At 72.3% G+C, this 22,849-nt stretch carries 32 protein-coding genes; 3 read left to right on the top strand and 29 right to left on the bottom strand.

Annotated elements, in window-relative coordinates:
* Positions 1 to 107: 107 nt before the first annotated feature.
* The gene (locus tag PSD17_RS28570) at positions 108 to 440 is read right to left on the bottom strand and encodes a DUF2461 family protein (RefSeq protein WP_339125448.1); all 333 of its coding nucleotides are present in this window, start codon (positions 438 to 440) and stop codon (positions 108 to 110) included.
* A 386-nt stretch (positions 441 to 826) separates the two neighbouring features.
* Between PSD17_RS28570 and PSD17_RS28565 the strand changes: the two genes are divergently transcribed.
* Positions 827 to 1,531, top strand: coding sequence for a tyrosine-type recombinase/integrase (locus tag PSD17_RS28565; protein WP_339125447.1), 705 nt, complete (start codon positions 827 to 829; stop codon positions 1,529 to 1,531).
* Positions 1,532 to 1,539: 8 nt separating this feature from the next.
* On the opposite strand, the gene PSD17_RS28560 is transcribed toward PSD17_RS28565, so the two are convergent.
* Positions 1,540 to 1,746 (bottom strand): MerR family DNA-binding transcriptional regulator, encoded by a 207-nt coding sequence (locus PSD17_RS28560; RefSeq protein WP_339125445.1) that lies wholly within the window; start codon positions 1,744 to 1,746, stop codon positions 1,540 to 1,542.
* 455 nt (positions 1,747 to 2,201) lie between these two features.
* Between PSD17_RS28560 and PSD17_RS28555 the strand changes: the two genes are divergently transcribed.
* Together PSD17_RS28555 and PSD17_RS28550 are read left to right on the top strand one after the other, a co-directional pair.
* Positions 2,202 to 2,567 (top strand): hypothetical protein, encoded by a 366-nt coding sequence (locus PSD17_RS28555; protein ID WP_339125444.1) that lies wholly within the window; start codon positions 2,202 to 2,204, stop codon positions 2,565 to 2,567.
* Between the two features lie 239 nt (positions 2,568 to 2,806).
* On the top strand, positions 2,807 to 3,169 hold the full coding sequence (locus PSD17_RS28550; RefSeq protein ID WP_339125443.1) for a DUF4429 domain-containing protein: 363 nt from the start codon (positions 2,807 to 2,809) through the stop codon (positions 3,167 to 3,169).
* Positions 3,170 to 3,173: 4 nt separating this feature from the next.
* Here the strand turns inward: PSD17_RS28550 and PSD17_RS28545 are convergent, their stop codons facing one another.
* The 27 genes from PSD17_RS28545 to PSD17_RS28415 all read right to left on the bottom strand — a co-directional run bounded on the left by PSD17_RS28545 (position 3,174) and on the right by PSD17_RS28415 (position 22,785).
* A complete protein-coding gene (locus PSD17_RS28545; RefSeq protein WP_339125441.1) occupies positions 3,174 to 3,449 on the bottom strand; it encodes a hypothetical protein in 276 nt (91 codons plus the stop codon).
* Position 3,450: 1 nt separating this feature from the next.
* Positions 3,451 to 4,122, bottom strand: coding sequence for a hypothetical protein (locus PSD17_RS28540; protein ID WP_339125440.1), 672 nt, complete (start codon positions 4,120 to 4,122; stop codon positions 3,451 to 3,453).
* A 68-nt stretch (positions 4,123 to 4,190) separates the two neighbouring features.
* Positions 4,191 to 4,520: a hypothetical protein gene (locus PSD17_RS28535; protein WP_339125439.1), complete on the bottom strand. Its 330-nt coding sequence runs from the start codon at positions 4,518 to 4,520 to the stop codon at positions 4,191 to 4,193.
* Between the two features lie 38 nt (positions 4,521 to 4,558).
* Positions 4,559 to 5,473 carry a hypothetical protein gene (locus PSD17_RS28530; RefSeq protein WP_339125437.1) on the bottom strand — a complete coding sequence of 305 codons (915 nt, stop codon included), beginning with the start codon at positions 5,471 to 5,473 and terminating at the stop codon, positions 4,559 to 4,561.
* Positions 5,470 to 6,240, bottom strand: a complete 771-nt coding sequence (locus PSD17_RS28525; RefSeq protein ID WP_339125435.1) for a hypothetical protein — start codon at positions 6,238 to 6,240, stop codon at positions 5,470 to 5,472. Before PSD17_RS28525 ends, PSD17_RS28530 begins: the two co-directional genes overlap by 4 nt.
* Complete coding sequence (locus PSD17_RS28520) at positions 6,240 to 6,569, bottom strand: hypothetical protein (protein WP_339125433.1); 330 nt, start codon at positions 6,567 to 6,569, stop codon at positions 6,240 to 6,242. The genes PSD17_RS28525 and PSD17_RS28520 overlap by 1 nt, the downstream gene beginning before the upstream one ends.
* On the bottom strand, positions 6,566 to 6,979 hold the full coding sequence (locus PSD17_RS28515; RefSeq protein ID WP_339125431.1) for a hypothetical protein: 414 nt from the start codon (positions 6,977 to 6,979) through the stop codon (positions 6,566 to 6,568). The genes PSD17_RS28520 and PSD17_RS28515 overlap by 4 nt, the downstream gene beginning before the upstream one ends.
* 3 nt (positions 6,980 to 6,982) lie before the next feature.
* Positions 6,983 to 7,348 carry a hypothetical protein gene (locus tag PSD17_RS28510; protein ID WP_339125430.1) on the bottom strand — a complete coding sequence of 122 codons (366 nt, stop codon included), beginning with the start codon at positions 7,346 to 7,348 and terminating at the stop codon, positions 6,983 to 6,985.
* On the bottom strand, positions 7,345 to 8,199 hold the full coding sequence (locus PSD17_RS28505; protein WP_339125428.1) for an N-acetylmuramoyl-L-alanine amidase: 855 nt from the start codon (positions 8,197 to 8,199) through the stop codon (positions 7,345 to 7,347). Before PSD17_RS28505 ends, PSD17_RS28510 begins: the two co-directional genes overlap by 4 nt.
* The gene (locus PSD17_RS28500; RefSeq protein WP_339125426.1) at positions 8,196 to 8,387 is read right to left on the bottom strand and encodes a hypothetical protein; all 192 of its coding nucleotides are present in this window, start codon (positions 8,385 to 8,387) and stop codon (positions 8,196 to 8,198) included. The genes PSD17_RS28505 and PSD17_RS28500 overlap by 4 nt, the downstream gene beginning before the upstream one ends.
* A 110-nt stretch (positions 8,388 to 8,497) precedes the next feature.
* A complete protein-coding gene (locus PSD17_RS28495) occupies positions 8,498 to 9,079 on the bottom strand; it encodes a hypothetical protein (protein ID WP_339125424.1) in 582 nt (193 codons plus the stop codon).
* Complete coding sequence (locus PSD17_RS28490; protein ID WP_339125422.1) at positions 9,079 to 10,197, bottom strand: hypothetical protein; 1,119 nt, start codon at positions 10,195 to 10,197, stop codon at positions 9,079 to 9,081. The genes PSD17_RS28495 and PSD17_RS28490 overlap by 1 nt, the downstream gene beginning before the upstream one ends.
* Before the next feature lie 3 nt (positions 10,198 to 10,200).
* Positions 10,201 to 11,295 carry a hypothetical protein gene (locus PSD17_RS28485; protein ID WP_339125421.1) on the bottom strand — a complete coding sequence of 365 codons (1,095 nt, stop codon included), beginning with the start codon at positions 11,293 to 11,295 and terminating at the stop codon, positions 10,201 to 10,203.
* Positions 11,296 to 11,308: 13 nt separating this feature from the next.
* Positions 11,309 to 12,235, bottom strand: coding sequence for a hypothetical protein (locus PSD17_RS28480; protein ID WP_339125420.1), 927 nt, complete (start codon positions 12,233 to 12,235; stop codon positions 11,309 to 11,311).
* Positions 12,232 to 15,810, bottom strand: a complete 3,579-nt coding sequence (locus PSD17_RS28475; RefSeq protein WP_339125419.1) for a phage tail tape measure protein — start codon at positions 15,808 to 15,810, stop codon at positions 12,232 to 12,234. Before PSD17_RS28475 ends, PSD17_RS28480 begins: the two co-directional genes overlap by 4 nt.
* Positions 15,807 to 16,217 carry a hypothetical protein gene (locus tag PSD17_RS28470; RefSeq protein WP_339125417.1) on the bottom strand — a complete coding sequence of 137 codons (411 nt, stop codon included), beginning with the start codon at positions 16,215 to 16,217 and terminating at the stop codon, positions 15,807 to 15,809. Before PSD17_RS28470 ends, PSD17_RS28475 begins: the two co-directional genes overlap by 4 nt.
* Positions 16,218 to 16,258: 41 nt before the next feature.
* Positions 16,259 to 16,612: a hypothetical protein gene (locus tag PSD17_RS28465; protein ID WP_339125415.1), complete on the bottom strand. Its 354-nt coding sequence runs from the start codon at positions 16,610 to 16,612 to the stop codon at positions 16,259 to 16,261.
* Positions 16,609 to 16,830 (bottom strand): hypothetical protein, encoded by a 222-nt coding sequence (locus PSD17_RS28460; protein ID WP_339125414.1) that lies wholly within the window; start codon positions 16,828 to 16,830, stop codon positions 16,609 to 16,611. Before PSD17_RS28460 ends, PSD17_RS28465 begins: the two co-directional genes overlap by 4 nt.
* Before the next feature lie 99 nt (positions 16,831 to 16,929).
* A complete protein-coding gene (locus PSD17_RS28455) occupies positions 16,930 to 17,589 on the bottom strand; it encodes a phage tail tube protein (protein WP_339125412.1) in 660 nt (219 codons plus the stop codon).
* Positions 17,590 to 17,602: 13 nt separating this feature from the next.
* On the bottom strand, positions 17,603 to 17,986 hold the full coding sequence (locus tag PSD17_RS28450; protein WP_339125410.1) for a phage tail termination protein: 384 nt from the start codon (positions 17,984 to 17,986) through the stop codon (positions 17,603 to 17,605).
* Complete coding sequence (locus PSD17_RS28445; protein WP_339125408.1) at positions 17,983 to 18,303, bottom strand: hypothetical protein; 321 nt, start codon at positions 18,301 to 18,303, stop codon at positions 17,983 to 17,985. The genes PSD17_RS28450 and PSD17_RS28445 overlap by 4 nt, the downstream gene beginning before the upstream one ends.
* The gene (locus tag PSD17_RS28440) at positions 18,300 to 18,617 is read right to left on the bottom strand and encodes a hypothetical protein (RefSeq protein ID WP_339125407.1); all 318 of its coding nucleotides are present in this window, start codon (positions 18,615 to 18,617) and stop codon (positions 18,300 to 18,302) included. The genes PSD17_RS28445 and PSD17_RS28440 overlap by 4 nt, the downstream gene beginning before the upstream one ends.
* Positions 18,617 to 19,018, bottom strand: coding sequence for a Gp19/Gp15/Gp42 family protein (locus PSD17_RS28435; protein WP_339125405.1), 402 nt, complete (start codon positions 19,016 to 19,018; stop codon positions 18,617 to 18,619). The genes PSD17_RS28440 and PSD17_RS28435 overlap by 1 nt, the downstream gene beginning before the upstream one ends.
* Before the next feature lie 117 nt (positions 19,019 to 19,135).
* Positions 19,136 to 20,065 (bottom strand): phage major capsid protein, encoded by a 930-nt coding sequence (locus PSD17_RS28430; RefSeq protein WP_339125404.1) that lies wholly within the window; start codon positions 20,063 to 20,065, stop codon positions 19,136 to 19,138.
* Positions 20,066 to 20,162: 97 nt separating this feature from the next.
* Positions 20,163 to 20,678: a hypothetical protein gene (locus PSD17_RS28425; RefSeq protein WP_339125402.1), complete on the bottom strand. Its 516-nt coding sequence runs from the start codon at positions 20,676 to 20,678 to the stop codon at positions 20,163 to 20,165.
* A gap of 87 nt (positions 20,679 to 20,765) precedes the next feature.
* Entirely contained in the window at positions 20,766 to 21,461 is a 696-nt protein-coding gene (locus PSD17_RS28420) for a VG15 protein (RefSeq protein WP_339125400.1), read from the bottom strand.
* 4 nt (positions 21,462 to 21,465) lie between these two features.
* The gene (locus PSD17_RS28415) at positions 21,466 to 22,785 is read right to left on the bottom strand and encodes a phage portal protein (protein WP_339125399.1); all 1,320 of its coding nucleotides are present in this window, start codon (positions 22,783 to 22,785) and stop codon (positions 21,466 to 21,468) included.
* Positions 22,786 to 22,849: the final 64 nt, after the last annotated feature.

The following is a 22,849-nucleotide window of genomic DNA, read 5'->3' as shown; positions in this document are numbered from 1 at the left end:
GGTGCGCGTGGGGATCCCGATCGTCGGCGCCGCCGGGTGCCCGTCGCAGCCGGGCCGGGGCGCCGGGCGACACGACCGCCGGGTCGGCGGCTCCGTCACGCAGCCGGTCAGCGACGAGGGCGGTCGCTGGGGCCCACGTGGTCGGCCAGCCACTCCGCGAGCGGCCGGGCGGCGCGCCAGACGTCGGCGACGCGGTCGAGGCACGCCGGCTCGTGGAGCACGTCGTCGGGCGGGAAGGTGCGCCAGAGGTGCAACGACTTGTGGCGCAGCAGGTCGATGCGCGGATGGTCGGGCGCGACGCCGCGCGGGGCCCGCGTCAGGGTCTGCCCGCCGACCTCCAGGCCGGCGGCGCGGCCCGCGTCGAGCCGGGCGATCAGATCCGCGCCGCGCCGCTCGTCGTCGACGGCGGTGCGGTACCGCGCGACCTGGTCGGACTCCATCCGGAATTCACCCCGAAATCGGCGTTCTGTAACTGAATCGGCCCAGGTCATCGGGCTCGATTCACGACGCGCCGCGGCCACCGTCACCCGGCAGTGTGCGGGCCGGGGAGGTGAACATGAGACAGCTGCGTGACTCGGGGGCTATCCGTCCGGTACCACTCAAAAAGGTGACCACCACCACAAACGATCAGCAAATCCTGGACCGGCACTGCGACTGGTTCGACCGGAACGGCGCAACCCCGGTATCCCTCCGTCACCGCAGAGCGAACCTCCAGCGGCTTGCGGAAGCACTCCCCTGTCCCCTGCTCGACGCCACACCCGAGATCCTCGACGCCTGGCAGAGCAGCCTCCGCAACGGCACATCCCGACTCGGCACGCCGTACAAGATGAGCACCATCGCGACCTACACCTCGAACGCCCGCGCGTTCTACGCGTGGGCGCTCGAGACCGGGCTCATCGCCGTCGACCCGACCGCCCGGCTGCCGAGGATCAAGGTGCCGCCCGCCGTCGCGCACCCCGTGCCCGACCGGGACCTGCGGCTCGCGATCGAACTCGCGGAGGAGCCGCTGCGGACATGGCTGGTGCTCGCCGCGTTCATGGGGCTTCGCGCGATGGAGATCGCGCAACTCACCCGGGACAGCATCGACGAGGTCGAGGGCCGGCTCGTGCTCTCCGGGATCGGGAAGGGCCGGAAACCGTTCCGCATCACCGTGCCGCTGCACGTGGAGCCGTCGATCCGCCAGTACATGCACATGCGGGGGCCGCTGTGGCGCACCGCGAGCGGCGGGGCGATGAAGCCGAGCACGGTGAGCCGGCTGGTCACGAAGTTCTTCGCCCGCCACGGCATGCCCTACTCGCTGCACTGGCTGCGGCACAGCTTCGGCACGGCGTTCTACGCCGCGACGCGCGACGTCCTGCTCACCCAGGACGTCATGCGGCATGCGTCGCCGAACACGACCCGGATCTACGTCCGGACGACCGGCGCGGCCGCGACGAAGGCGATGGACCGGCTGTCGAAGTCGCTGCGTCCCCGGACCGGGCGGCGCACGAGCCGCGGGCACGCCGACGGGGAGACAGGGGCGGCGGCGTGATGGGTGCGCTACTCGGCCTCGTCGCGGCGACGTCGCAGGTCTCGCCGCAGCTCGGCGCGGACCCGTTCGACGTCCCAGCGCATGTGCCCGCCAGCCGTGCGGAAGTCCGGTTCGATCTGCCCCGTCGCGACCCAGTGCCGGAGCGTGCGCTCGTTGACGTTGAGCTCGCGGGCAGCTTCGGGCGTCGTGAGGTAACGCGGCGGCGGCTTCGGCACTCCACGCACAGTCGTGGCGGCCTTGCCGATTCGACCGCGATCTTTGCCGATTTCACCGGACTTCGCCGGGATCTTCCCCGGTGCGTGGGAACGGCCCGCGGCTTCGTCGCGGCAGCTCGGCCCGCGGGGCCCGTCCGGGCTCCCGTGTAGATGAGTCGGCCCCGGCTCGGCGACCTCACCGCCGGCCGGGGCCTTGATCCCCCCGGGAGGGGACCCATGCAGGACCGTAACTGGATCGAGCTCGTCGCGACCATCGCCCAGAACCCTGATCTTGTCGGGCGTCTCGTCACCGAGCACCGAGTCGACAACGATGGCCGGTGCACCGTGTGCCGAGTCGCGGGGACGTCGCTGCACGCGGCGTGGCCGTGCAAGATCTCCGAACTCGCTGCAGACGCGCTCGTCGTGATCCGCGCCCGGGGCGGCGCCCGCCCGTGCGGGGGTCGGTGACGATGGGGATGCGTCTGCAGGCTGACGGGCTTCCCACGCTGCACCTGATCCGGGTCCGTGACACGGACGGCGACGGCGTCGGCGGGGCGCGGCTCGTGCTGCTCGCCGACTCGCTGCTCGACCTCCTGGCCTGGCACGAGCGGCTCGACGAGCCCGAGCTGTCGATGTGGGCCGGCCTCGCGTCGGGCGACAGCGCCTACGTCGAGCTCCAGGGCCGGGCGACGGTGCTGCGGGACGAGCGGGTGCCGGTCGAGGTGATGTGCATGACGGGGCTGGGCTGCGGCGGGCTCACGGTCGGGAAGCCGTGGATCCGGCGCCCGGTGACGGTCGAGCTGCTGCGCGAGTGCGCCGGAGTCGCGCGAGGCTCGGGATGAAGTGCGCCGAGCCGAAGTGCCAGCGGGCCGCCGAGGTTGTCGTCCATGTCGGTGAGCTTGCTGTCGCTGCGTGCATGTCCGACGGGGTGCGGATCGCGCGCGTCCTCCTCGGACGGGTGGTCCTGCTGGGCCGTCCCGGTGTCGAGCTCACGATCCGGCCGCGCGGTGCGTAACACCGGCCGTACCGTTCCCGAAGGTTCATTCAGTCCCGCACGACCACGACGCCCAGGAGGCGAAGCATGACCAGCCCCACGCCCACCAGCCCGCTCGTCGTTGAGGGCTACCGCGGCGGGGCGGTGTCGTTCGACGGCAGGTTCGTCGAGATCAGCAAGAAAGGGCTCGCCGCGCTCACGAGCGCCAGCGGGTCGAAGCGGATCCCGGTGAAGGCGATCACGGCCGTGCAGATCAAGCCGGCCGGGGTCCTGACGAACGGGTTCATACAGTTCACGATCCCGGGCGGGAACGAGTCCCGGGCGACGTACGGGCGGCAGACCCGGCACGCGGTCGCGGACGAGAACTCCGTCGTCTTCACGAAGAAGCAACAGCCGGCGTTCGAGGCGTTGCGCGCGGAGATCGAGCGCGCCATGTACCCGGACGCCTGACGAGTCAGTCCTTCGGCCGGCGCGGCGACGGCAGCCCCGGCGGGCACGGGCGCCGGCGTCGCATCGCGAACGGCAGCAGCGCCCGGAAGTTCCTGACGAGCTCGGCGTCCTCGACCGCGCGCGCCGACGACTCCATCAGCGCCCGGTCGGCCGCGGCCCGGTGCTCCGCGAGGGCCTTCGCGAGCCGTTCGTGAGCGTGCGCGACCCGCTCGTACTCGGCCTCGACCCGACGCCACGCGGCCGCCTCGGCCTCGGCCGCGTCGTTCGGCGGGCGCGCCATGTCAGCCCCCGCTCGCCGACGACGGGTCCACGCACGTGATCGAGCGGGAGTAGCTGACTCCGTCGGAGCCCACGACCGGCCCCGTCTCGACCGGTTTGAACCCGTCGGGGCACGCGGGCCCGGCCGGCCCAGCGGGGCCCTGCCCGCCGTCGGCGCCGTTCTGTCCGGGCGGCCCAGCCGGGAGCGGCCCGGCGTCGAGGGTCGTCCCGTCGTCGAGGGTCAGGACGAGGCGGCCGCCGTCCGTCGACGCACCGGTGATCGAGCGCCCCGCGGGCCCGACGACACCGCCGAGGTCGACACGGGTGCCGTCGGAGTACACGACGACCAGCCGGCCGCCCTCGAGCGTGACCGTGGCGATGCCGCGGCCGTCGTCGCCCACGACCTTCCCGACGTCGCGGAACGTGCCGTCGGAGTAGGTGACGGTGAGGTGGCCGTCCGCGCCGATCGACGTGCCGGTGATGCCGCGCCCGTCGGCGCCGTCGACACCGTTCCGGGCGGCCAGGGTGGGGCTGTCGACGGCTGCCTGCGCCGCGCCGCACGCCGCGCCGACGCGGGCGCGGACCGACGCGTCCTCCGCGCACAGTTGCGCGAGCGGGTCCGCGACCTGCCCGAGCTGCTCGACGGCGACGGCCTTCCCGGTGTCGGCCTCTTGCTTCTTCACGACGTCGTGCACGGAGAAGAACCCGGCCCCGGCGAGGCCGAGCGCGACGAGCGCGACCGGCCAGGCGCCGTAGCGGCGGATCAGCCGTCGGGCAGTCGATGCCGAGGCGACGCGGGCGGCGAGGGCGGCACCCCCGCTGCTCGTGCCGCGTCCTCCGCGGCGTGTCGCGCCCGTCGTTCCTCCTCCAGGTCGGCGCGCAACTCCCGGATCTGCTCCCGCAGGTGCGTTTCGTCCTCGCGCCACTTCACCCGGTCGCGGGCGTGGTCCTCGTCCTGCTCGGCCATCCGCGTCGCGACCTTCTCGGCGTCCTTCCGCAGCGCCCGGATGATGAGCCACATCCCGATCAGCAGCAGCGCGTACACCCCGAACCGGGAGATCAGTTCGGTCCCGATCGCGCTCAGCCCGTCCACGCATCACCTGCCACCCCTCGCCCCCTCCGGGGCCCGCGCTAGTAGTTCGTGCCGCCGACCGCGACCGCGAGACCGACGTCCTCGACGGTGATCCGGGCGGGCCACGCGTCGCTGGTGGCGCCGTAACAGGCGCCCGTCGACGCGATGATCGACGCGGTGAGCAGCAGCCGGACCGTCTGATTCGACGCCGGGGTGTAGAAGTCGTCGGTGATGGCCGTCCCGACCCGGACCCCGGCCAGCAGCGGCGCCGAGGTGTGCTCGAACACCGTCGACGACGTGCTCGGCGCCGACCCGTCGGTGGTGTAGCGGAGGAACACGTCGGCGATCGTGGCGCCGCTGTCGGCGTAGAACCCGGCCTGCGACCGGAACCGGTACATGCGGCCGGCGAGGAGACTCGCCGACAGCTCCACGATCTTGTACGCGGTCCCCGACGCCATCGTGAGGTTCCCGGTGTTGCGGCGGGCCCGGGCGATCACGCCGCGCGGCAGCGCGGCGGGGTAGTCGATCCAGCCGACCGCGTAGTCGCTGGCCGAGGACTTAGCGAGGATCTGCCCGGACGCGCCGCCGGTGGGGAGGCCGCGGTTCCCGGCGGCGAGCGTCGTCGAGCTGGTGCCCGCGAGGTCCGCGACGACCTGCGCGGGGGTGCGGTTCGTCCACGCGCTCGACTTCCGCTGGAGGAAGTCGTTGTTCGCCGGGGACAGCGCGGCGATCGCGGTGAGGTCCGCGTCGGCGTCCTGGTAGCTGTGGCTGTGGTTCCCGAGCGCGACCGTGGTCCCCGACGTGCCCGTCGGGACGCGGGCGATCGCCAGCGTGCCGGACGTGACGTCGCCGGCGCCGTGGGCGTGGCTGGTGTTCGCCTTCCCCGCAAGGCCCGTCGCCATCTCGCCGCGGACCGTGTTGAACTCGGTGGCGAGCCTGGTCGCGAGCGCGGAGATCCGGCTCGCGAGGGTCACGACAGCCCGGCGACGAAGGTCGCGGCGAAGTCGGCGTCGGTGTCCCCGACCGCCGCCGCCAGCGCCGTCACGTCCGCGGCGGCCGCGGCGGCGATGTTCGTGCGGGCGTTGCCCTGCTGGGTCGTCGTGAGACCCTGCGCGGCGGTGTCGGTCCGGACGCGGTTCCCGAGGGCGGTGTTGATCGTCGCGGCGAAGTTCGGGTCGTCCCCGAGCGCGGCGGCCAGCTCGTTCAGGGTGTCGAGCGTGCCGGGCGCGGAGTCGACCAGGCTGTTCATCCCAGCCGACACCAGCGCGTTCACGGCGGTCGTGAAGTCGCTGATCGTCGACGCGGTCTGCGTGCCGGTGTGGGTCGACCGGTCCCGGAGCTGCGCGTCGGTGGCGTTCGCCGTGGCGCCGGACGCGATCCCGGCGAGCTTCGTCTTCTCCGCCGCGGTGTACGCCTTGTTCGTGGTGCCGTCGGTGATGGTGTCGGCGGACTGGGTGCCGGTGTGGTTCGCGCGGTCCCGGTCCGCGGTGGACGCGGTCGACACCTCCGAGGAGATCTTCGACGACGACCAGGTCGTCGACGTGCCCGTCGTGCCGTCGTCGATGCCCGAGGAGCCAGCGACGGCGGAGTTCACCTCGTTGATCGCGGCGACGAGGTTCGACTTCGCCGTCGTGGTGAGCGCCGAGAGGTCCGGGGCGTTCCCGTTGATCTGGGTGGCCTTGGCCTTGATCTCGGTCGCGACTCGCGTCGCGAGGTCGGCAACGTTGCTGGACAGGGACATCAGACAAGTCCGTTCTCGAACAGGAGCCGGAAGCTCGGGAGGTCGTCGTAGGCGGGGTGCGGCTCGGGCGCGAGGATGTGCGGGGCGAGGACCTCGTCCCGGGTCACCGGGTGCACCCGGCCGTCGTCCTGCCGCTCGAGCAGGCCCGGGGCGCCGACGGGGGCGTCGACGTCGAGGAGGTCGTCGAGACGGGCCGCGCCCCCGACGGCGGTGCCGGGCACGAACACCGGGACGGTGCTGGAGTCCTGCCCGACCTGCACGACCTCCGGGCCGGGGTCGCCGACCTCGACGACGACGACCTGCTCCCCGGGCAGGAGCGGCGCGGTCACTCGGTCACGTCCTTCGTGATCGAGATGGAGCCGACGACGAGCGTGACCCGGTAGGCGTCACCGAGCGGCCCGGCGTTCGGGCTGGACAGCTCGACGTCGAACGCGAGGGAACGGTTCGCGTCGAGCAGCGCTGTCGCCTCGGGGGTGAGGTACAGCCGGACCGCGGTCGTCTCGACGGTGAGGTCCCCGACGTCCCCGGTCCACGGCGCGGTGATGATCTGCGCGCCCGGGGTGGCGTCGGTACCGGCCCACGTGACCACGGCCAGCCCGTCGCGGCGCGCCTGCGCCTTGACCGTCCACCCCTCGTCGGGGTCGGCGAGGTCGACGCCCTCCCCGTCGACGACGACGACCCACCAGGGCGACAGGTAGGTGTCGCCCTGATAGATCGTGAGGTCGGTGCGGACGGCCACCGGTCAGGGCCCCTCGAGCGTCGCGGCCGGCGGGGCGGTGACGGTCGGCGGGACGGGCGCCTCGACGCGGTCGCGAACGACGACGGCGACGACAACACCGACAAGGCCCATGAGCGCGGCCTGCTGCTCCGAGGACCACTGCACGCCGAACGCGAGGACGAGCGCGAGGACGGCCTGCGCGGCGCCGAGGATCGCGGGGACGAGGCTGTCGGAGCGGACGAGGACGGCGGTGATGGCGCCGGCGAGCGCGACGGCGGCCGCGTTGACCGCGCCCTGGACGGTGGGGTTCGCGTCGAACACGAACGCGGCGAGGACCTGCACGACGGGGGCGAGGAGCCCGACGTAGAGCAGCGCGGGTTCGCGCTTCACGACTGCGCCTTCGGCTCGACGATGGTGACCGGGCGGGGGTTGTCGCACAGCGCGTGCGACTTCCGGTCGAGGTCGGCCCACTCGTCGCGGGACACCCACTGCACGAGCGCGCCCTTGCTGATGTTGTCGTCCGCGGACGCGACCGACCCGCCGGTCAGCCCGGCGAAGATCGAGCCGGACCAGATCGCGGTGCCGATCGTGCCCTTGCCGTCCAGATCGCACTTGATGTACATGACGTCGTCCTCCTGTCGGAGTGCGGGAGCGGCGGCGGGAGCGCTGCCGCCGCCACCGCGCGGGATGAGGTGCAGGGGGTCGGCGAGGAGCTGCCCGACCCGGGCCCGGAACGCGGGCATGTCGATGCCGGTCGGGTCCGGCTTGCGGCCCAAGGGGAGCGCGCATTCGCGGTGGGCGCACGCGCGGGATGCGTTGCGGCGCATGTAGTACAGGAGCGCCGCGACGAGGCGGGGGTAGCAGTCGAGCTGCTCCGCCGTCCACACGCCGTCGCCGTCGTCCTCGGCCTCGATACCGAGGAACCGGTAGTTCAGGTCGGAGTACCCGGCCCACGCGGACACACCGGCGTGGTAGGCCAGCCCGGCCGCCATGACGTAGACCGTGCCGGAGCGGCCGAGACCGAGGTTCGCCAGCGGCCCCGGCAGACCCGCTCGGCCGTCCCGGACGACCTGCAGCGACGGGTACTCCCCCGTCTTCGGGCCCGCGGTGTGATGGCAGACGACGCCCTCGACGGACGTCATGCCGCCGTGGCCGCGGGACTTCCACCCCGACACCTCGGCGACCGGGTAGCCGGTGAGCCGGGCCGCGTCCGCGAGCCACGGCACGTAGATGCCGCTCACCGCGGGTCCTGCCGTCCGGCGTCCCAGTCGGCGAGCTCGTACTCACCGGGGAGCATCAGGTCGGACACCGACCCGAGCGGTTCGTGCTCGCGGACGACGAAGTGCCGGATCATGTCGTCCGTGGTGACCTGCTCGTCGGGCATGTCGCGGTAGGCGAGCGACTGCAGGTCCAGTTCGTGACGCGCCATCGGCGGGCCCCTTCTCGACACCTGACGTGGTGCCACCAGGGGCGGGGCGCGGCCACCGAGGGCCGATAGCCCGGGATGCTACCTGCCCGACGTCGACGCGACGGCCGATCTCACGCTGCGACAGCGGCCGGGCCCTTGTCCTCGATGACCAGCTTCGCCGGCCACGTCGGGTGCGTCTGCACGGTGTAGGTCCCGGCCAGCCCGGCCCAGAACGACACGAGGACCTTGAGCGTCACCCCGGTCACGGTGTCGTCGACGCCGAGGGGGCGCGCCACGGCGACGAACCCGGTCATGTTCAGCCCGCGGGTCGACCCCGAGGTGTCCGACGTGGCGGTGTCGAGGACGGTGCTCGTAACGGTCGGGTCGGAGCCGTCGATGGTGTAGGTGATCTGGGCGATGACGAACCCGGCCGCGACGCTGTTGAACCCGAGGTTCGGGACACGCACCTCGAACTGTCGCCCGTAGGGCAGCGGCACCGACGCCGACAGCACCGACGCCCCGGTCGCCGGGGTCGTCCCCGACGTCGTCGGCCCGCCGCTCGTCCGCAGCACCAGCCCGCCCGGCACGATCCCCCGCGCGCCACCGGCCGCGACCTGCTGGGCGCGCAACGCCTTCCGGTCGAGCTCCCGCAACCGGGCCTCGTCGCGCCGCGCCGCCGACGCCTCCGATGTGGTCTCCGCGATCCGCCCCATCACGCGACCGCCGTCGTCGCGAACTTCGTCTCGTCCGGGTCCATCGACACTCCGATCATCCGGGCGGTCGCGGTGCCGTCGTCGAGCCACGGGTGCCCGGTGAACGCGAACGTCGCGACGTCGCCAAGGTTCCACGCCGTCCGGTACGCCGGCGCCAGGTCCGTCGGGGCGCTGTAGTTGATCGTCTCGACGGCCTGCCCGTACTCGGCGCCGTAGGACGCGGCGAGCGCGTCGAGCTGGGTCTGCCGCGCCTCGGACACGCTGGTGCGGTCCGCGCGCTCCAGCGCCGGCCACGGCTCCCCGCGGTCGACGGTCGAGACGCCGATGAGCCTGGCGCTGGAGTCCGAGCCGGAGGAGTCCCCGACGACGTAGGCGATCTCGGTGGTCTCCGAGTCGTCGACGTCCCCGGACATCGCGACGAGCGGGTAGTCCCAGACCGCGTCGGGGTTGAACGCGCCGAGGGTCGGGTCCCCGACCGCGGCGGTCCACGACAGCTGCGACTGGTCGTCGGACACCTGCGGCAGGAGCAGCACGTCGGGGCCGCCGTCGGCCTCGACGATCGCCTTGACCGCCTCGGCGGTGGTGCGCAGGTCGACCCCGGCGTAGGTGACCTCGTCGCCCCCGACCCCGGACAGCGACGGCAGGGTGATCGGCAGCCCGCGCCGCACCCCGGTCATGGCGAGGTCGAGGAGCGCGGTCACCCGATCCCGCGGCGGCAGCGCGAGCGTGACCGACGCGGCCGGGTTCGTCGGGTCGGTGAGGAAGCCGGGGGTGAGCACCATGCGCTTGTCGAACAGCTTCCCCAGCGACGCGCAGCCGATCGACACGCCCGCGGCGTCCCAGCCGAGGGTGTACACCGGCCCGGCGGCGAGCGCAGCGCCGTCGCGGCGGACGATGACCAGCGAGATCGACGACATGCCGTTGCGGATGCCGCGCAGCGTGTCCCGGGTCAGCCGCCCGGCGCGGTCGACACCGGGCAGCGGCACGGTGATGCTGATCTTCCCCAGCGACGCCCACGCGAGGTTCTCCTCGAACGACCACCCGGGGTCGTCGAGCGCATCGACGATCTGCCCGGTGCGCGTGTGCGCCACCAGGACCCGGTACTCCGGCTCGTCCACGGGTCAGGAGATCTCGATCGTCCCCTGGATCACGAGGATCCCGGGGATCGGGTAGCCGCCGGGGACGAGCGGCCGGCCGGTGCCCGCGGCGCCGGCGCTGCTGCTCGACATCTGGTAGGTGCCCAAGTCGGAGCGGGCGGAGGAGAACGGGAAGTACAGGTTCATCTGGTTGGAGTTCGGCGGGATGAAGCACTTCCCCATGAAGATCGCGTACAGCGTGCCGACGGGGTTGTGCGCGTTGAGCTTCGCGAGGATCTGGGTCTCCTCGACCGGGGCCGAGGTGATCCCCGGCGGCAGGGTCGTGGAGATGTCGCCCCACCCGGCCGGCGGGGCGCCGGTCCCGACGCGGAACACGTACCGCAGGTGCATGCTCTTGCCCTGCACGAGGTAGCGGCCGATCGCGGACCCGTTGGGGCCGACCGGGACGCCGGACGCGTCGCCCGCGGTGAGCAGCTGCGGGGTGAACTGCGACCAGCTGGCCGGGGCGACGACCCGCTGCCACGCGGACCCGGACCAGACGTCTTCGGAGCCGTCGCGGAACTTCCGGCGGTCACCGATGTAGGCGCCGGCGCGGGTGTCTCCGGTCTCGACGAGCCGCGGCGCGCCGGGCGCCCTCGCCCACGACATGATCGGTACCGGGGTCTGCGGGCCGGCGTTGGTCACCGGGACCCGGAACAGCGGCACGACGTTCGACGGGGTCGCCGGGATGCTCGGGGACGACGCGGCGGTGCCCTTCACGGTGTTGAGCCGGTAGGTGGCCGAGTCGCTGGAGTCGACGATCTCGCCGTAGATGATGTCGTAGCGGGACTGCCCGGACGTCGGAAGCGGGGTGTCGATCGGCACCGTCAGCGACGCCGTCGACGTGCACACGTACGTCCCGAGCGCGGCCTCGACGATCGCCTGGTGCGCGGTCACGACGACGTTCCCACCGGACACCGACGCCGTCGGGCCCGCGCCCTCGACCGCGCCGGACTCGGCGAGGATCGACGACCCGACTTGCTTCGCCCACGACGCGCCCAGCGCGAGCCGCGCCTCCGGGCTGGTGACCTTCTGATTCGACAGCCACGGGTCGGTCGTGCTGGCAGATGATGCGCCCATCTCGGTTCCTTCCTCAGACCCACGTGCCGCGGGTGTGCACGGTCAGCGCCGTCCCCGCCCCGGTCGCGCCGGTCAGCCGGTACGTGCGGATCTCGCCCGGCCGCAGCCGCGGCCACCCGCCGGTCACCCAGACCGCGCCGCGCGCGTTCGCCCCGCCGAGGACCGCGCCGTAGGCCGGGATCGGGGTCGGGCAGCCCGGCACGTCGAACGCGACCCGCCCGCTGGTGTTGATGAACAGCGACTCGCCCGCCGCGAGGTTGCCGCGGACCCCGACGATCGACGTGCCCGCCAGGTCCGCGACCTGCACCCCGGCCGTCGGGCCGGTGACCTGATAGACGACCTGGCTGTCGACCGTGCCCGTGCCGGTGACCGTCGCGGTCGCGAGCGTCGGGGCCGTGCCGGTCGCGATGCCCGGCGAGCTCGTCACGATGCCCGAGCCGGACGTCGCGATGCCGCCGACCCCGTCCGTCCCGGCCGACGACGGCCCGACGCTCGCCCACGCCACCGAGTACCGGTACGGGTCCGCCGCGATCACCGGCACCGACCAGTCCCACTGCCGCGGGCCGGTCTGGTCGACGAGGACCTCCCCGGCCTGCTCGACGTAGGCCAGCAGCGGCCGCACCGCCCCGTCGACGACCATCGGGTACCGCTCCCCCGGGTCCGGGCAGATCGCCAGCAGCCGGTCCGCGGTGTCCCAGCCGACCGCGTCGGACAGCGGGAAGAACCGGCCCTCGATCGACATGCTGCGGGTCTCGCGGTACGCGGCCGAGCGGTGCGCGCCGTCCCCGGTCGGGCGCTCGTCGTGCTTCGTGCGCCGCGCCGGCGCCGATAGCCAGCCCTTGATACTCGTGCAGATCCACGCCGTGCCGTTCGCGTCGACGTACTGCTCGTGCGTCGGCCCGTGCGACGCCTTCAGGACGTCGAGGGTCACCAGCCTCATCCGGTCCTCCTGGCCCACTGCGTCTTGCGGACGACCTCGTCGGCCAGACGGGAGATCTCCGACTGCGACATCGGCTCACGAGCGTGGAGGTGCAGCTCGGCGCCGTCACCGCCGCGGGCGAGGAGGTTGTCGACCAGCTTCGGCGGGAGCGGCAGCACCGTCTCCGAGTGCGGCAACCCGTTGAACACCGTCGTCGCGCCGGGCGGGAGCTCGCCGCCCTGGTCGTACCAGTGGTTCCGGTTCCAGAACGACAGCGCCCCGTACGGCGTCTGGTACTTGTCGGCGATGTAGGTGAGGCCGTACTGCGCCTGCAGGCCCGGGTTCGACGTCTTGTGCCCGCCGTAGGCGGCCCACGTGGCGTCGAGGAACTGGAACAGCCCGTACGCGGTCGAGTTCGGGTTCTTCGCGAGCGGGTCCCACCCGGACTCCCGCCGGATCAGTTCCTCGAGCGCGTTCCACTGGGTGCCGTGGTCCCACCCGTACTTCGTCGCGACCGCCCGGACCGCCTCGCGGGCGTCCCCGGCCGTCGACGCCATACCCGCCGCGATCCGGCCGGCGTCCATCTCGCCGGCCTTCCCGAACAGGTAGTCGTGCGCCTTGTCGATGGCCCAGTCCGTCATCTTCCCGGGCACGTCCCCGACCATCGTCCCGGACGGCCGCGGGAACACGGTGTTCACCAGGGAGCGGATGTCCGCGGCGATCGGGTCGAACACCCGCTGCAGCAGCGACACATAGGACGGGGCCTGCCCGGACCCGGCCGGGACGAACTTGTCCCCGACCCGCGGCATGTAGAACTGCCACGGGAACAGGCTGTCCTCGACCGACCGGGCGTCCGGGCCGACGACGACACCGTCCCCGCCGCGGGACTCGATCGCGAGCCCGTCGAGGTTCGCCGCCATGTGCCCGATGCCCTGCCCGGTGTTCGGGGAGACACCGATGACGAACGCGGAGTTCTTCCCGGGCACGAACCCGCCCGCGCCGCGGTTCGCCGCGAACGACCCGGTCGCGAACATGCGGATGTAGGGCTGCGGCAGCCCGAGCACGACCCGAGTCAGCGCGGACACCATGCCGGAGCAGTCGTAGCCACCCGGCCCGACCCCGCCCCACACGTACGGCTTGCCGCGCTGCGCCTTCGCCCACGACTGCCCCTCCGCGATGCCGCCGTCCGCGAACTCCTGGGGGCCCTCACCGCCGAACGCGAGGAACCGCGACACGGCGCCGGGGCCTCCCCTGCGCGCCACCAGGTTCACCTGGTCGACCCAGCGGCGGCCCATGCCGCGCCCGACCTCGGGGCGGAGCATCACCTCGCCCGGCGCGACGAGCGCCGGGATCCGGTCGACGCCGGGCTCGTAGCCGGGGGCGATACCACCGAGCGCGAACCCGGACACGTCGGCGGCCGGGAAGTCGCCGAGCGGGAACACCGTCTTCGCGGCGTTCCACAGCTTCCCGACGCCGCCATTCCAGATCGTCTCGAGGACGAACTTCACCGGCTTCTTGAAGGCGTCGATGATCCCGTTCCACACGGCCTTGATGCCGTCGACGATGCGGGAGAACACGTCGTGGAACGTCTGGACGGCCGCGGCGAAGATGTCGAAGACGGGCTTAATGATGTTGTCGTAGACCCAGCGGAGACCGGTCCCGAGAGCGTTCCAGGCGGTCCCGATGGCCGAGAAGATCGGCGCGAGGATGTTGTTCCACACCCACCCGGCGATCGTCGCGACGGCCTGGAACACCGGGGCGAGCACGGAGTCGTAGATGATCCGGAACCCGGTCGCGAGGACGTTCCAGGCTGCCGCGATCAGCGCGAAGATCGGCTGCAGGATCGTCACCCACAGCCACTGCGCGACCGCGGCGAAGAAGTCGAACACCGGCTTGATGACGTTGGCGTAGACGAAGTTCCAGGCGACGCCGAGCGCCTGCCAGGCCAGCACGAGCGGCCCGATCACGACCGCGAGCAGGAGCTGCACCATGAACGTCGCGGCGTCGATGATGAACCCGAAGACGGCGCCGATGATGTCCCCGGCGACCCGTACGGCGGTGGCGATCCCGTTGAACGCCGGCTGGAGGACGTTCTGCCACAGCCAGACCGCGACGGCGGCGATCGCGTCGAACGCGGGCTTGATCGCGTTGTTCCACAGCCAGGACGCGGCGTCGCCGATGAGTTTGAACGCGCCCTGGACGAAGTCGCGGAACCACTCGACGTTGTTGTAGGCCCAGATGATCGCCCCGACGAACGCGGCGATCGCGACGATGATGAGCGTGACCGGGTTCAGGGCCATGACGGCGTTGAACGCGGCCTGCGCGATGGTCCACGCCTTCGTGGCGCCGACGACGGCGAGGAGGACCGCGACGGCCGTGCCGCCGGTGGTGGCGAGGAACGACAGGATGTCCGGGACCGGACCCCAGTCGAAGATCTTCTTCCCCCAGTCGATGAGGGTGGAGAAGATCGGCAGCACCTTCCCGCCGATGAGGTCCACGATCGTCGTCTGCAGAGTGCGCTGGAACGACTCCATCCGCGACGCCGGGGTCTGCAGCGCCTGCCCGGCCTGGTCCGCGGCCCCGCCGATCTGACCGAGCCCCGCGGCCGCGGTCTCCGGGTGCAGCGCGAACAGCGCCGCGCCGAGGTCCTCAGCCTGCGTGCCGAACAGCGCGACGGCCGCCTGCGACTGCTGCGCCGGGTCCTTGATGCCGCGCAGCCCGTCGAGTACCTGGGCGAGGGCGACCTTCGCGACGTCGCCGCCGGCGCCGATCCGCTCGGCCATCTGCCCGGCGTTCAGCCCGATCGCGGCGAACCCGTCCGCGGTCGTCTTCGACCCGTCGACCGCCCGGATCGAGAACTCCTTGATCGAGTCGGCGACGAGGTCGGAGTCCCGGGCGCCGGCCTGCAGCCCCTGCGAGATCAGCCCGGTCGCGTCCGCGGCGTTGAGCCCGAGCTTCCGGAACTGGGTGCCGTACTCGTTCAGGGTGTCGAGGAAGTCCCCGGCCTTGTCGTCGCCGAGCTGGAACCCGCGGTAGATCACGTCGAGCGCGGTCTGCGCGTCCGGGGCCAGCCCGGTCCGCATCATCTGCCCGAGTGCGTTCGCCGCGTCGGTGGCGTCGACCCCGAACGCCGTCGACAGGTTGAGCACGCTGCCGGTGACGTTCTGGATCTGCGCGTCCGTGGCGTCCGCGGCGAGGGCCCCGGACTGCATCACCGACCGCAGCGCGTCGTTCACGCCCTCCAGCGAGTCGCCGTACGCGCCCGAGTACAGGTCCCCGGCGATCTTCCCGAACCGGGCCGAGTCCTGCGCCGACAGCCCCATCTGGGCCTGCAACTTCCCCTGCGCGGAGGAGAAGTCGATCGCGTCGGCCAGGCCCTTCGTGATCGCCGCGCCGATCAGCAGCCCGACCGCGGCACCGGCCGCGACGAGCCCCCCGCTGGAGAGCTTGTTCTCGGCCTCGTCGGTGTCGACGTCGGGCCGGATCCTCACCTCCGGCGGCTCGAACCGCTGCAGCCGCCCCGTGATCTCCTCGAAGAACCCGTCCATCGACGGGACCATCGGGACAGCGATGTCACCCGCGGTGTACGTGCTCACGACGACACCCCGCTCGGGCGCGGGTTGAACAGCTGGATCACGGTCTCGGCCTGGTCACGGTCCGCGCGGCGCCGCAGGTCGTCGACGAGGGTCCGGGGACGGCGCGCCGGCGGGACCTCCGGCGGCTTCCCCGACTTCGACACGATCCCGATCACCGTGGCCTGCAACGCCCGCACCGACTGCAGCAGCTCGGTCAGGAGCTCCCGCTCGTGTGTCCACCCGACCAGGGACATTCGGGGCTCCTCTCCGCTGTCGTCGTGCGCGGCGACGAGCAGCGGGGCGATCTCGTCGTCGTCGTGGAGGGCGGCGATGTAGCGGGAGTGGCGGCCGAGCTGCCCCGCGAGGCGGAGCAGCTTCCCCCACGGGTGCCGGCCGCGGAGCCAGTCCAGGAGGTCCAGGCCGAACACCTCGTGGAGGTCGGCCTCCAGCTCGTCGCCGTACCGGTCGATCAGCTCGACGGCACGGCCGACGATTCCGGGGGCGACCCCGGGCCGCCGAGGTTGAGGTCCGCCATCACGTCGAAGATCAGGTCACGCCACGCGGTGAACGGGACGTCCCCGCCGGCGGCCTCGTTGAGCCGGTCGAAGTTGTCCTTCCCGATCAGGACGGACACCGCGCCAGCGAAGTCGGCCTTGCGCTGCAGGTTCTGCAGCTCCTGCAGCGCCTCGGCGGCCGGGATGTGCACGACGATCACGTCGCCCGGCTCGTCGGAGACCGGGACCTCGGCGGTGACGTCCCGGGCCTCGGCGACCATGCGGTTCCACGACCGGCGGTCCTTGCGGTTCATGACCGGGGTGCTCACTTCGCGGTGGCCTTCCCGCCGCCGCTGGTGGCGGTGTTCGTGTCGACGGGCTCCTTCGCGTCGGCGGCCTTCGCGGCGCCGCCCGACGCGACGACGGTGTCGTAGGAGCGACCGGACTTGATCCGGTAGCCCTGCCCGTACACCAGGTTGTTCAGCTCGACGGGGTCGCTGGTCTGGTACTCGCGGCCGTCGGGGGCGATGAGGGTCGTGTTCTGCACGGTCGTTCCTTCCGGGTCGAGGTGCTGGAGGGGCTGGGACCGGCCGGCGACGAGCTGCAGCAGGAAGCTCGCCGCCGGCCGGGCACTGGGGAGCGGAGATCAGGCGCCGGTGTCGAACCCGGCCGCCTCGAGCTGCGCCTTCCAGCCGGGGCCGCCGAAGAAGTGCCGCACCGAGTAGCCGAGCGTCGGGTCGACGAACGCCGTGCCGGTCACCGGGTACTGCAGCTCGGTCCCGTCGGTCCACGCCTGGTCATCGACCGTCGTGATGGACATCCGAGGGCAGAACCGGCCGATGTAGACCGCGTCCGCGCCGACACCGTCGGCCATGATCGCGAAGAACCGGCGGTAGATCGTCACGTTCGACGTCGCCTGGTTGAACGACACCTCACCGGTCGTCGCGTCCGGCGTGACACCCGAGAGATCGACCCCGTAGTACAGCTCGAGGCTGGTCTTCTTCGTCTCCTGCATCGTGAACTTCAGGTCGGTCACGTCGGAGGTGATGTCACGCCGGGTCGGCTCGAACGCACCCCACGACGTGGTGTCGGAGGTGTCCATGTTCCGCGACCACGACGCGCCGTCGTCCTTCGTGATGTAGCCGACGTCGCTGTAGCCCGCGGGCAGCGAAGCCGGGTCCGAGCCGGCGCCGGTCGTGAGCGACGTCGGGGCCGCGGCGCTGCTCGCCGCGATCCAGATGCCGCCGTTCAGCGCCTTCCGGATCAGCTGCTGCTGCCGCTGCTGCAGGGTGGAGAATCCTGGCATTTCGATCTTCCTTTCAGGTCCGCGGCCGACGAAATGCCAGCTCGTAGTTCGAGGTCACCGACCGCTTGTCGAGGTCGGGATCGGGGATCTGCTGCGGCGGCGTGAACGTCGCCGCGTAGTCGATGAGCACGCCGGCCACCACCGTGTTCGGGCTGGCGAGGATCACCTGCCTGCACTGCTCCGACAGCGCCCACGACGCCTGCCGGTCCGCGCCGATGCACGTCACCTCCACCACCGGGGAGTCGGTGATCCCGTCGTCCGAGCCGCCCGTGCGCACCACCCGGATCAGCGGCGGCGTGATCGTCGGCGGGGTCGCCGTGCACGTCGACGCCACGGGCTCCAACAGCTCGAGGAGCACGACCTCGACGTCGGGGAACGGGGCGAGCACCTCGGTCATCGCCTGCTCACCGTCCCGACCACCGTCGCGACGGCCCGGAACCGGGACTTCACGTCCGGGTACCGCACCTCGCCGGGCGCCGGGGCCGGCACCGTCACGACCGCACCCGCCCGGTCACCGCGCACCCCGGCCACCGGGGCCGGCTGCACGATCGGGGTGGGCATCCGGTCGTAGACCCCCGACGGGGCCGCCGCGATCCGGCCGGCGACGTCGCGGGCGTGCCGCTCGACCGCCGCGCGCAGCTGCGGGTTCCGCGACAGGTACGCCCGGACCCCGGCGGTGTTCCGCCGGAACCGGGCACGCTGCTGCGCGGTCATCCCGACACCGCCCGCAGCGACACCGAGCACACCGCGCGCCGACCCGTCAGCGGCGACGACCACTGCGCGGGGTCGCCGTCGACGTGCCAGCGGCGGCCGCCGATCTCGATGACGTCCGTCGCGACGACATCGCTGCCGTACGGCAGGTACAGCGTCGCCGTCGACGTCGTCGTGTCACCCCGGGTCACGTGGTCCTCGCTGGAGGACACCGGCGCGAACGCACCGGTCATCTCCGTGCGGGTCTCCGTGCCCGGGTCGCCGAAGCGGTCCACGCCACCGGGGCGGCACCGGACGACCGTGTCGGGGTAACGCATCACGCCCACCCCGTCAGCGACGTCGGCCACTGCGGCGGCACCAGCGCGACCGGGGCGATCGTGAACGCCCCACCGCCGGCGCCGAGCAGCGCCCACTCCTCGTCGAGGATCGTGAGGAATCCCGCCGCGACGCGCGTGTCGAGCGTCGCCGACCACGGGCCGATGGACTCCTGCCGGTAGCCGTCGCTGTTGCGCAGCACTCGCGCGACAGCCTCGGCCTCGATCCCGCGGACGAGCGTCGCGTACTCGGGCTCAGCGTCAGCCCTTGTCAGCAGACCCGGCAGCCGAGCCAGCAGCCTTGCCTCGACGAGGCCGAGCTGCGCGCTGACGAACGGCGTCTCGTCCGTCGTCAGCGGCCGCCGCAGCGCCGTCGCCACGTCCGTCGTCTGCGCCAGCGCCATCGTCGCTGCCCTCCGCCGGGGTGCCGTAGTCGAGATCGTCGGTGGGCTCGAACCCGTCCGGCGCGGGCCCGTCGGTCTCGACGACGGTCCCGGCCTCGGGGTGCTTGTAGGCGGGCATCAGGAGCTCGGCGTGGTCTTGGTCAGCTTCACGAACGACGCGACGTCGTTGATGAGCAGACCGAATTCCGTCTCGGCCCGGACCGCGACGAGGTTGTTTTCCCAGAGCGACGTCAGCTCACCGTTGATCGTGACGGTGGCCTCGGTGGACACGTCGTAGGAGATGCCGCCGATCTGGCCCCACGCGACCTGCGACCAGTCGCCCGCGTACCCGAGCGGGTAGGTGACCGAGGTGCCGCCGGGGGTCGCCGCGCCTACCCCGTCGGCCATCGACGAAGGGCGGCCGATCAGCCGGCCGCCGCGGGCGGCCGGGGCGGTGCCCTCGTACGGGGACTCGATGTAGAGCGGCCGTCCGGTGGTGTCGACGGCGCCGAGGAGGTCGGGCTCGAGCCGGGTGTCGAGCGCGAACCCAGTGAGCTTCTTCCCGCTGGAGACGAGCAGCCGCAGCGCGGCGACGAGGTCGCCGTGCACGCTGCCCGCGTTCGCCGCGGTGGTGCCGATCCCGACGGCGTTCGTGGTCTGGTCGAGGTAGGCGCCGAACGGGGTGTTCGTGCCGTGGAACCCGGCGGCGTCGAACGCGATCGCGAACGCCTCGCCGAGCTGGGGGCGGATCTCGTCGACGTACCCGCCCGGGTTCGCGCGGACGACCTCAGCGGAGACGACCGCGATGGCCGCGATCTTCTTCGGGGTCATCGACTTGAGCGTCATGCCGCCCTTGGACACGGGCTTCTGCCCGGCCTCCGCGACCCATGCCGCGGTGGGCTTCGAGGTGATGACCGGGACCTCGGTACCGGCCAGGCCGAGCGGAACCTTCCGCGCGAGCTGCTGCAGCGCGGACGCCTTGTAGGCCTCGTTGAAGATCGGCTCCGCGCGTTCCTTCGTCAGGAAGCCGGAAAAGTCGCCGGTGACGGTGGGGGCGGTGATAGCCACTGGGCCCGCCTTTCAAGGTGAGAGATCCGATGTCGGACCGCCACCTCGGGCGAGCGCGCCCCCACCGCGGGGGACTGAATGCGGCGAGGGTAGCCGATCAGATGCCGAGCTTGGAGCGCAGCGAGTCCAGCAGCGGGTCCCCGTTCAGCGCCATCCCCTGCCCCTGCGACGGGTCCGGCGCCTTCCGGCGCTCCTCCCGACCGGCCGCCTGCGCGTTCGCGGTGAGCGCCGCCAACGCCTTCGCGTCGGCCGTCAACTCCTCCTCCGTGTTGCCGCGCAACCGGTCCGCGAGCTCGTCGGGCAGCTGCGCCCGCCGCGCGACCCGCTCCCGCAGCCGGCCGAGCTCGGCCTCCTCGGCGCGCCGGTTCGCGTCGGCGAGCTGCTCGGCGAACCGCTGCGCCTCGGACTTCTTCGCGTCCTCGGCGGCCCTCGCCGCGGCCTCGTACTGCTCCAGCTCCTTCAGCCGCTTCCGCAGCCCAGCATTCTCCGAGTTCGTCTTCCGGATCTTCTCCATCGCCCGTTCCGCGTCGAACGGCTCCTGCTCAGTGCTCTCGGCGGCACCGGCCGGCTCGGTGGTGGTCGTGGTGTTCGTGGTCTGCTGCTGCTCAGTCACGAAAGACTCCGAATCACAGGGAGCGCGCCCACCGGGGGCTCATGGGTCGCGGCCATTCGGCACCATCTGCGACCTGCGAATACTAACCTATTCGCCCGGCTGCTCCCACGCGCGCCGGAATGCATTCACCGCGTCCATTCCGGATTGGCCGCGTGTGGAATCCGCGTAAATGTCCTGGGCGCGCTCGTATTCGTCGCGGCCCGGCCAGTCCCGGGCGCCGGCGCGGACCAGCACCGCGACGCACCGGTCGTGGTCGTGCGCGTGGAACCCGCCCGACCGGGCCGTGTCGGAGTGATACACCGGCCCGCGGGAGATGAACAGCGCGCAGAAGTAGCAGGGCGACGCCGACCCCGACACCCGCGCCCACCGGCCCTTCCCGCCGGACGCCGACGACACCTGGATCGTGGTCTCCCGCCCGGCCTGCTCGACGTGCCGGACCAGCCGGGCGGTGCCGTCGGCGGCGACCTTCGCCGGGGACCAGCCCGGCGTGTCCCGCGGCACCCCGAACACCGTCTTCTGCAGCGCCTTCACCGTCCACGGCAGCTCATACGGCAGCGCCGGCGGCCGGACCGCCGTCGGCAGCACCGCCCGCGCGGCGAGGTACGCGATCGTCGCGGCCTGCGCGCGCCACCCGACGAGCTGCGGGTACAGCAGCCCCGCGAGCCGCACCCAGCCCGCGTCCGGGAGTTCGGCCTCGACCGCACGCAGCAGGACCGGCAGGACCAGCTGCGCCGCCTCGGTCGAGATCAGGTCCTGCTGACGGCGGAGCTCGACGACCGCCACGACGTCACGCCTGCGCGGTGTCCGCGCCGACCGACCGGATCAGCGTGTTGATCGGGTCCGACGCCATGAGCTGCGTGTAGTGGGCCTGCTGCTCCGGGGAGAACCCGAGCTGGTCCCACGCGGCCTCCTTCGGGATGATCCCGGCCTGCACGAGCTTCGTGACGGCGTCTGCCTTCGCCGCGAACGTCGGCGTCGACGGGTCCCGCCACTTCGTTTCCAGCCGCGGCACGTCGTCGGTGTCGTCGATCCAGCGCAGCGCCAGCCGCATCCCGCGTTCCCACGCGTCCTCCAGCGTGGTCGCGGCCCGCTCCGACCGCTTCACCAGCCGCGACTCCGACGACCGGATCGCGTCCGCCGAGGTGGGGTTCTCCGTGGAGTAGCCGAGATAGTGCGGCGGCAGCCCGGTCAAGGCCGACACGAGCTTCGAGTACTGGTTGATGACCTCGGTGAAGTTCCGCAGGTCCGCCGCGGTGAACTGCCCGACCTTGGCCTCCTCGTTCCCGAGCGCCCAGATCCGGCCGATGTAGGCCTCCCACGCCGGCTTCGGCGTGCCGTCCTGGTTGCGGAAGTCCTCCGACGTCGCGCCGAGCACGTACCGCTGCGGCACCGCGATCAGCTCCTGCGCCCCACCCAGGTTCGTCAGGGTGCGGCAGCACGCGTCCGTGAGCCCGATGATGTCGAGCATCTCCGAGCGGCCCGTCTCGTCGGACAGCCGGTCCTGATACAGCATCGGCACGACGGTCGTGGTGCCGAGGTCGTGCTCGACGGCGTCGACCTCGACGAACCCACTGCCCGAGCGGAGCTCGTAGTAGATGTTCACGTCCGGCAGGTACAGCGCCGCCCGCTGCGGAACCCCGTTGTCGTCAGGGGCGTACACCCGCGCGGCGGCCCGGGCCTCACCGGTCGCGGGGTCGACGTCGGCGTGCAGATGGTCCCCGGATTCGACGGTGATGAGCGGGGTCTGCTCGTCGTCGGCGCGGCGACCGACGACGACGTAGGCGTCACCGGTGACGAGCGCCTCGCGGTGCGCGAGGGGGGCGCGGGAGTCGAGGTTGTTCGCCTGCCACCAGTCCCACAGCCGGTCGGAGGTGCCGGTCTCCCCGGCGAGGCGGAACCCCTCGACGTCGAGCCGTTCCTCGAGCGACCGGATCGCGAGCCGGGGCCAGTTCACGACGACCGCGAGGTTCCGCATCTCCGGGGGGAGCGTGATCCCGAGCGCGGCGAGGCGGAGCGCGCCGTCGTAGTAGGCGTTGAGCCGTCGGCGCTCGGCGGCGCCGTCGTAGATCTTCTCGATCAGGCCACGGAGAGTGTCGAGGTCGGCCACGCTGGGCGCCCTTCCGGTGCGCGGCCACCGGGGCGCCGTGTGCCCACCGGGGGGCGGATCTGGG

This window comes from Pseudonocardia sp. D17 (assembly GCF_036984265.1).
Taxonomy (GTDB): Bacteria; Actinomycetota; Actinomycetes; order Mycobacteriales; family Pseudonocardiaceae; genus Pseudonocardia; species Pseudonocardia benzenivorans.
This window is presented reverse-complemented; position numbering and strand designations above follow the sequence as displayed.

Bases quoted from the DNA above. Each gene is read 5' to 3' on its own strand.
- PSD17_RS28440 (WP_339125407.1), bottom strand. From the start codon at position 18,617: ATGCGTTACCCCGACACGGTCGTCCGGTGCCGCCCCGGTGGCGTGGAC.
- PSD17_RS28485 (WP_339125421.1), bottom strand. From the start codon at position 11,295: ATGGGCGCATCATCTGCCAGCACGACCGACCCGTGGCTGTCGAATCAG.
- PSD17_RS28545 (WP_339125441.1), bottom strand. From the start codon at position 3,449: ATGGCGCGCCCGCCGAACGACGCGGCCGAGGCCGAGGCGGCCGCGTGG.
- PSD17_RS28455 (WP_339125412.1), bottom strand. From the start codon at position 17,589: ATGCCAGGATTCTCCACCCTGCAGCAGCGGCAGCAGCAGCTGATCCGG.
- PSD17_RS28495 (WP_339125424.1), bottom strand. From the start codon at position 9,079: ATGGGGCGGATCGCGGAGACCACATCGGAGGCGTCGGCGGCGCGGCGC.
- PSD17_RS28445 (WP_339125408.1), bottom strand. From the start codon at position 18,303: ATGACCGCGCAGCAGCGTGCCCGGTTCCGGCGGAACACCGCCGGGGTC.
- PSD17_RS28570 (WP_339125448.1), bottom strand. From the start codon at position 440: ATGGAGTCCGACCAGGTCGCGCGGTACCGCACCGCCGTCGACGACGAG.
- PSD17_RS28555 (WP_339125444.1), top strand. From the start codon at position 2,202: ATGCGTCTGCAGGCTGACGGGCTTCCCACGCTGCACCTGATCCGGGTC.
- PSD17_RS28500 (WP_339125426.1), bottom strand. From the start codon at position 8,387: ATGGCGCGTCACGAACTGGACCTGCAGTCGCTCGCCTACCGCGACATG.
- PSD17_RS28550 (WP_339125443.1), top strand. From the start codon at position 2,807: ATGACCAGCCCCACGCCCACCAGCCCGCTCGTCGTTGAGGGCTACCGC.
- PSD17_RS28435 (WP_339125405.1), bottom strand. From the start codon at position 19,018: ATGGCGCTGGCGCAGACGACGGACGTGGCGACGGCGCTGCGGCGGCCG.
- PSD17_RS28565 (WP_339125447.1), top strand. From the start codon at position 827: ATGAGCACCATCGCGACCTACACCTCGAACGCCCGCGCGTTCTACGCG.
- PSD17_RS28480 (WP_339125420.1), bottom strand. From the start codon at position 12,235: ATGAGGCTGGTGACCCTCGACGTCCTGAAGGCGTCGCACGGGCCGACG.
- PSD17_RS28525 (WP_339125435.1), bottom strand. From the start codon at position 6,240: ATGTCCCTGTCCAGCAACGTTGCCGACCTCGCGACGCGAGTCGCGACC.
- PSD17_RS28450 (WP_339125410.1), bottom strand. From the start codon at position 17,986: ATGACCGAGGTGCTCGCCCCGTTCCCCGACGTCGAGGTCGTGCTCCTC.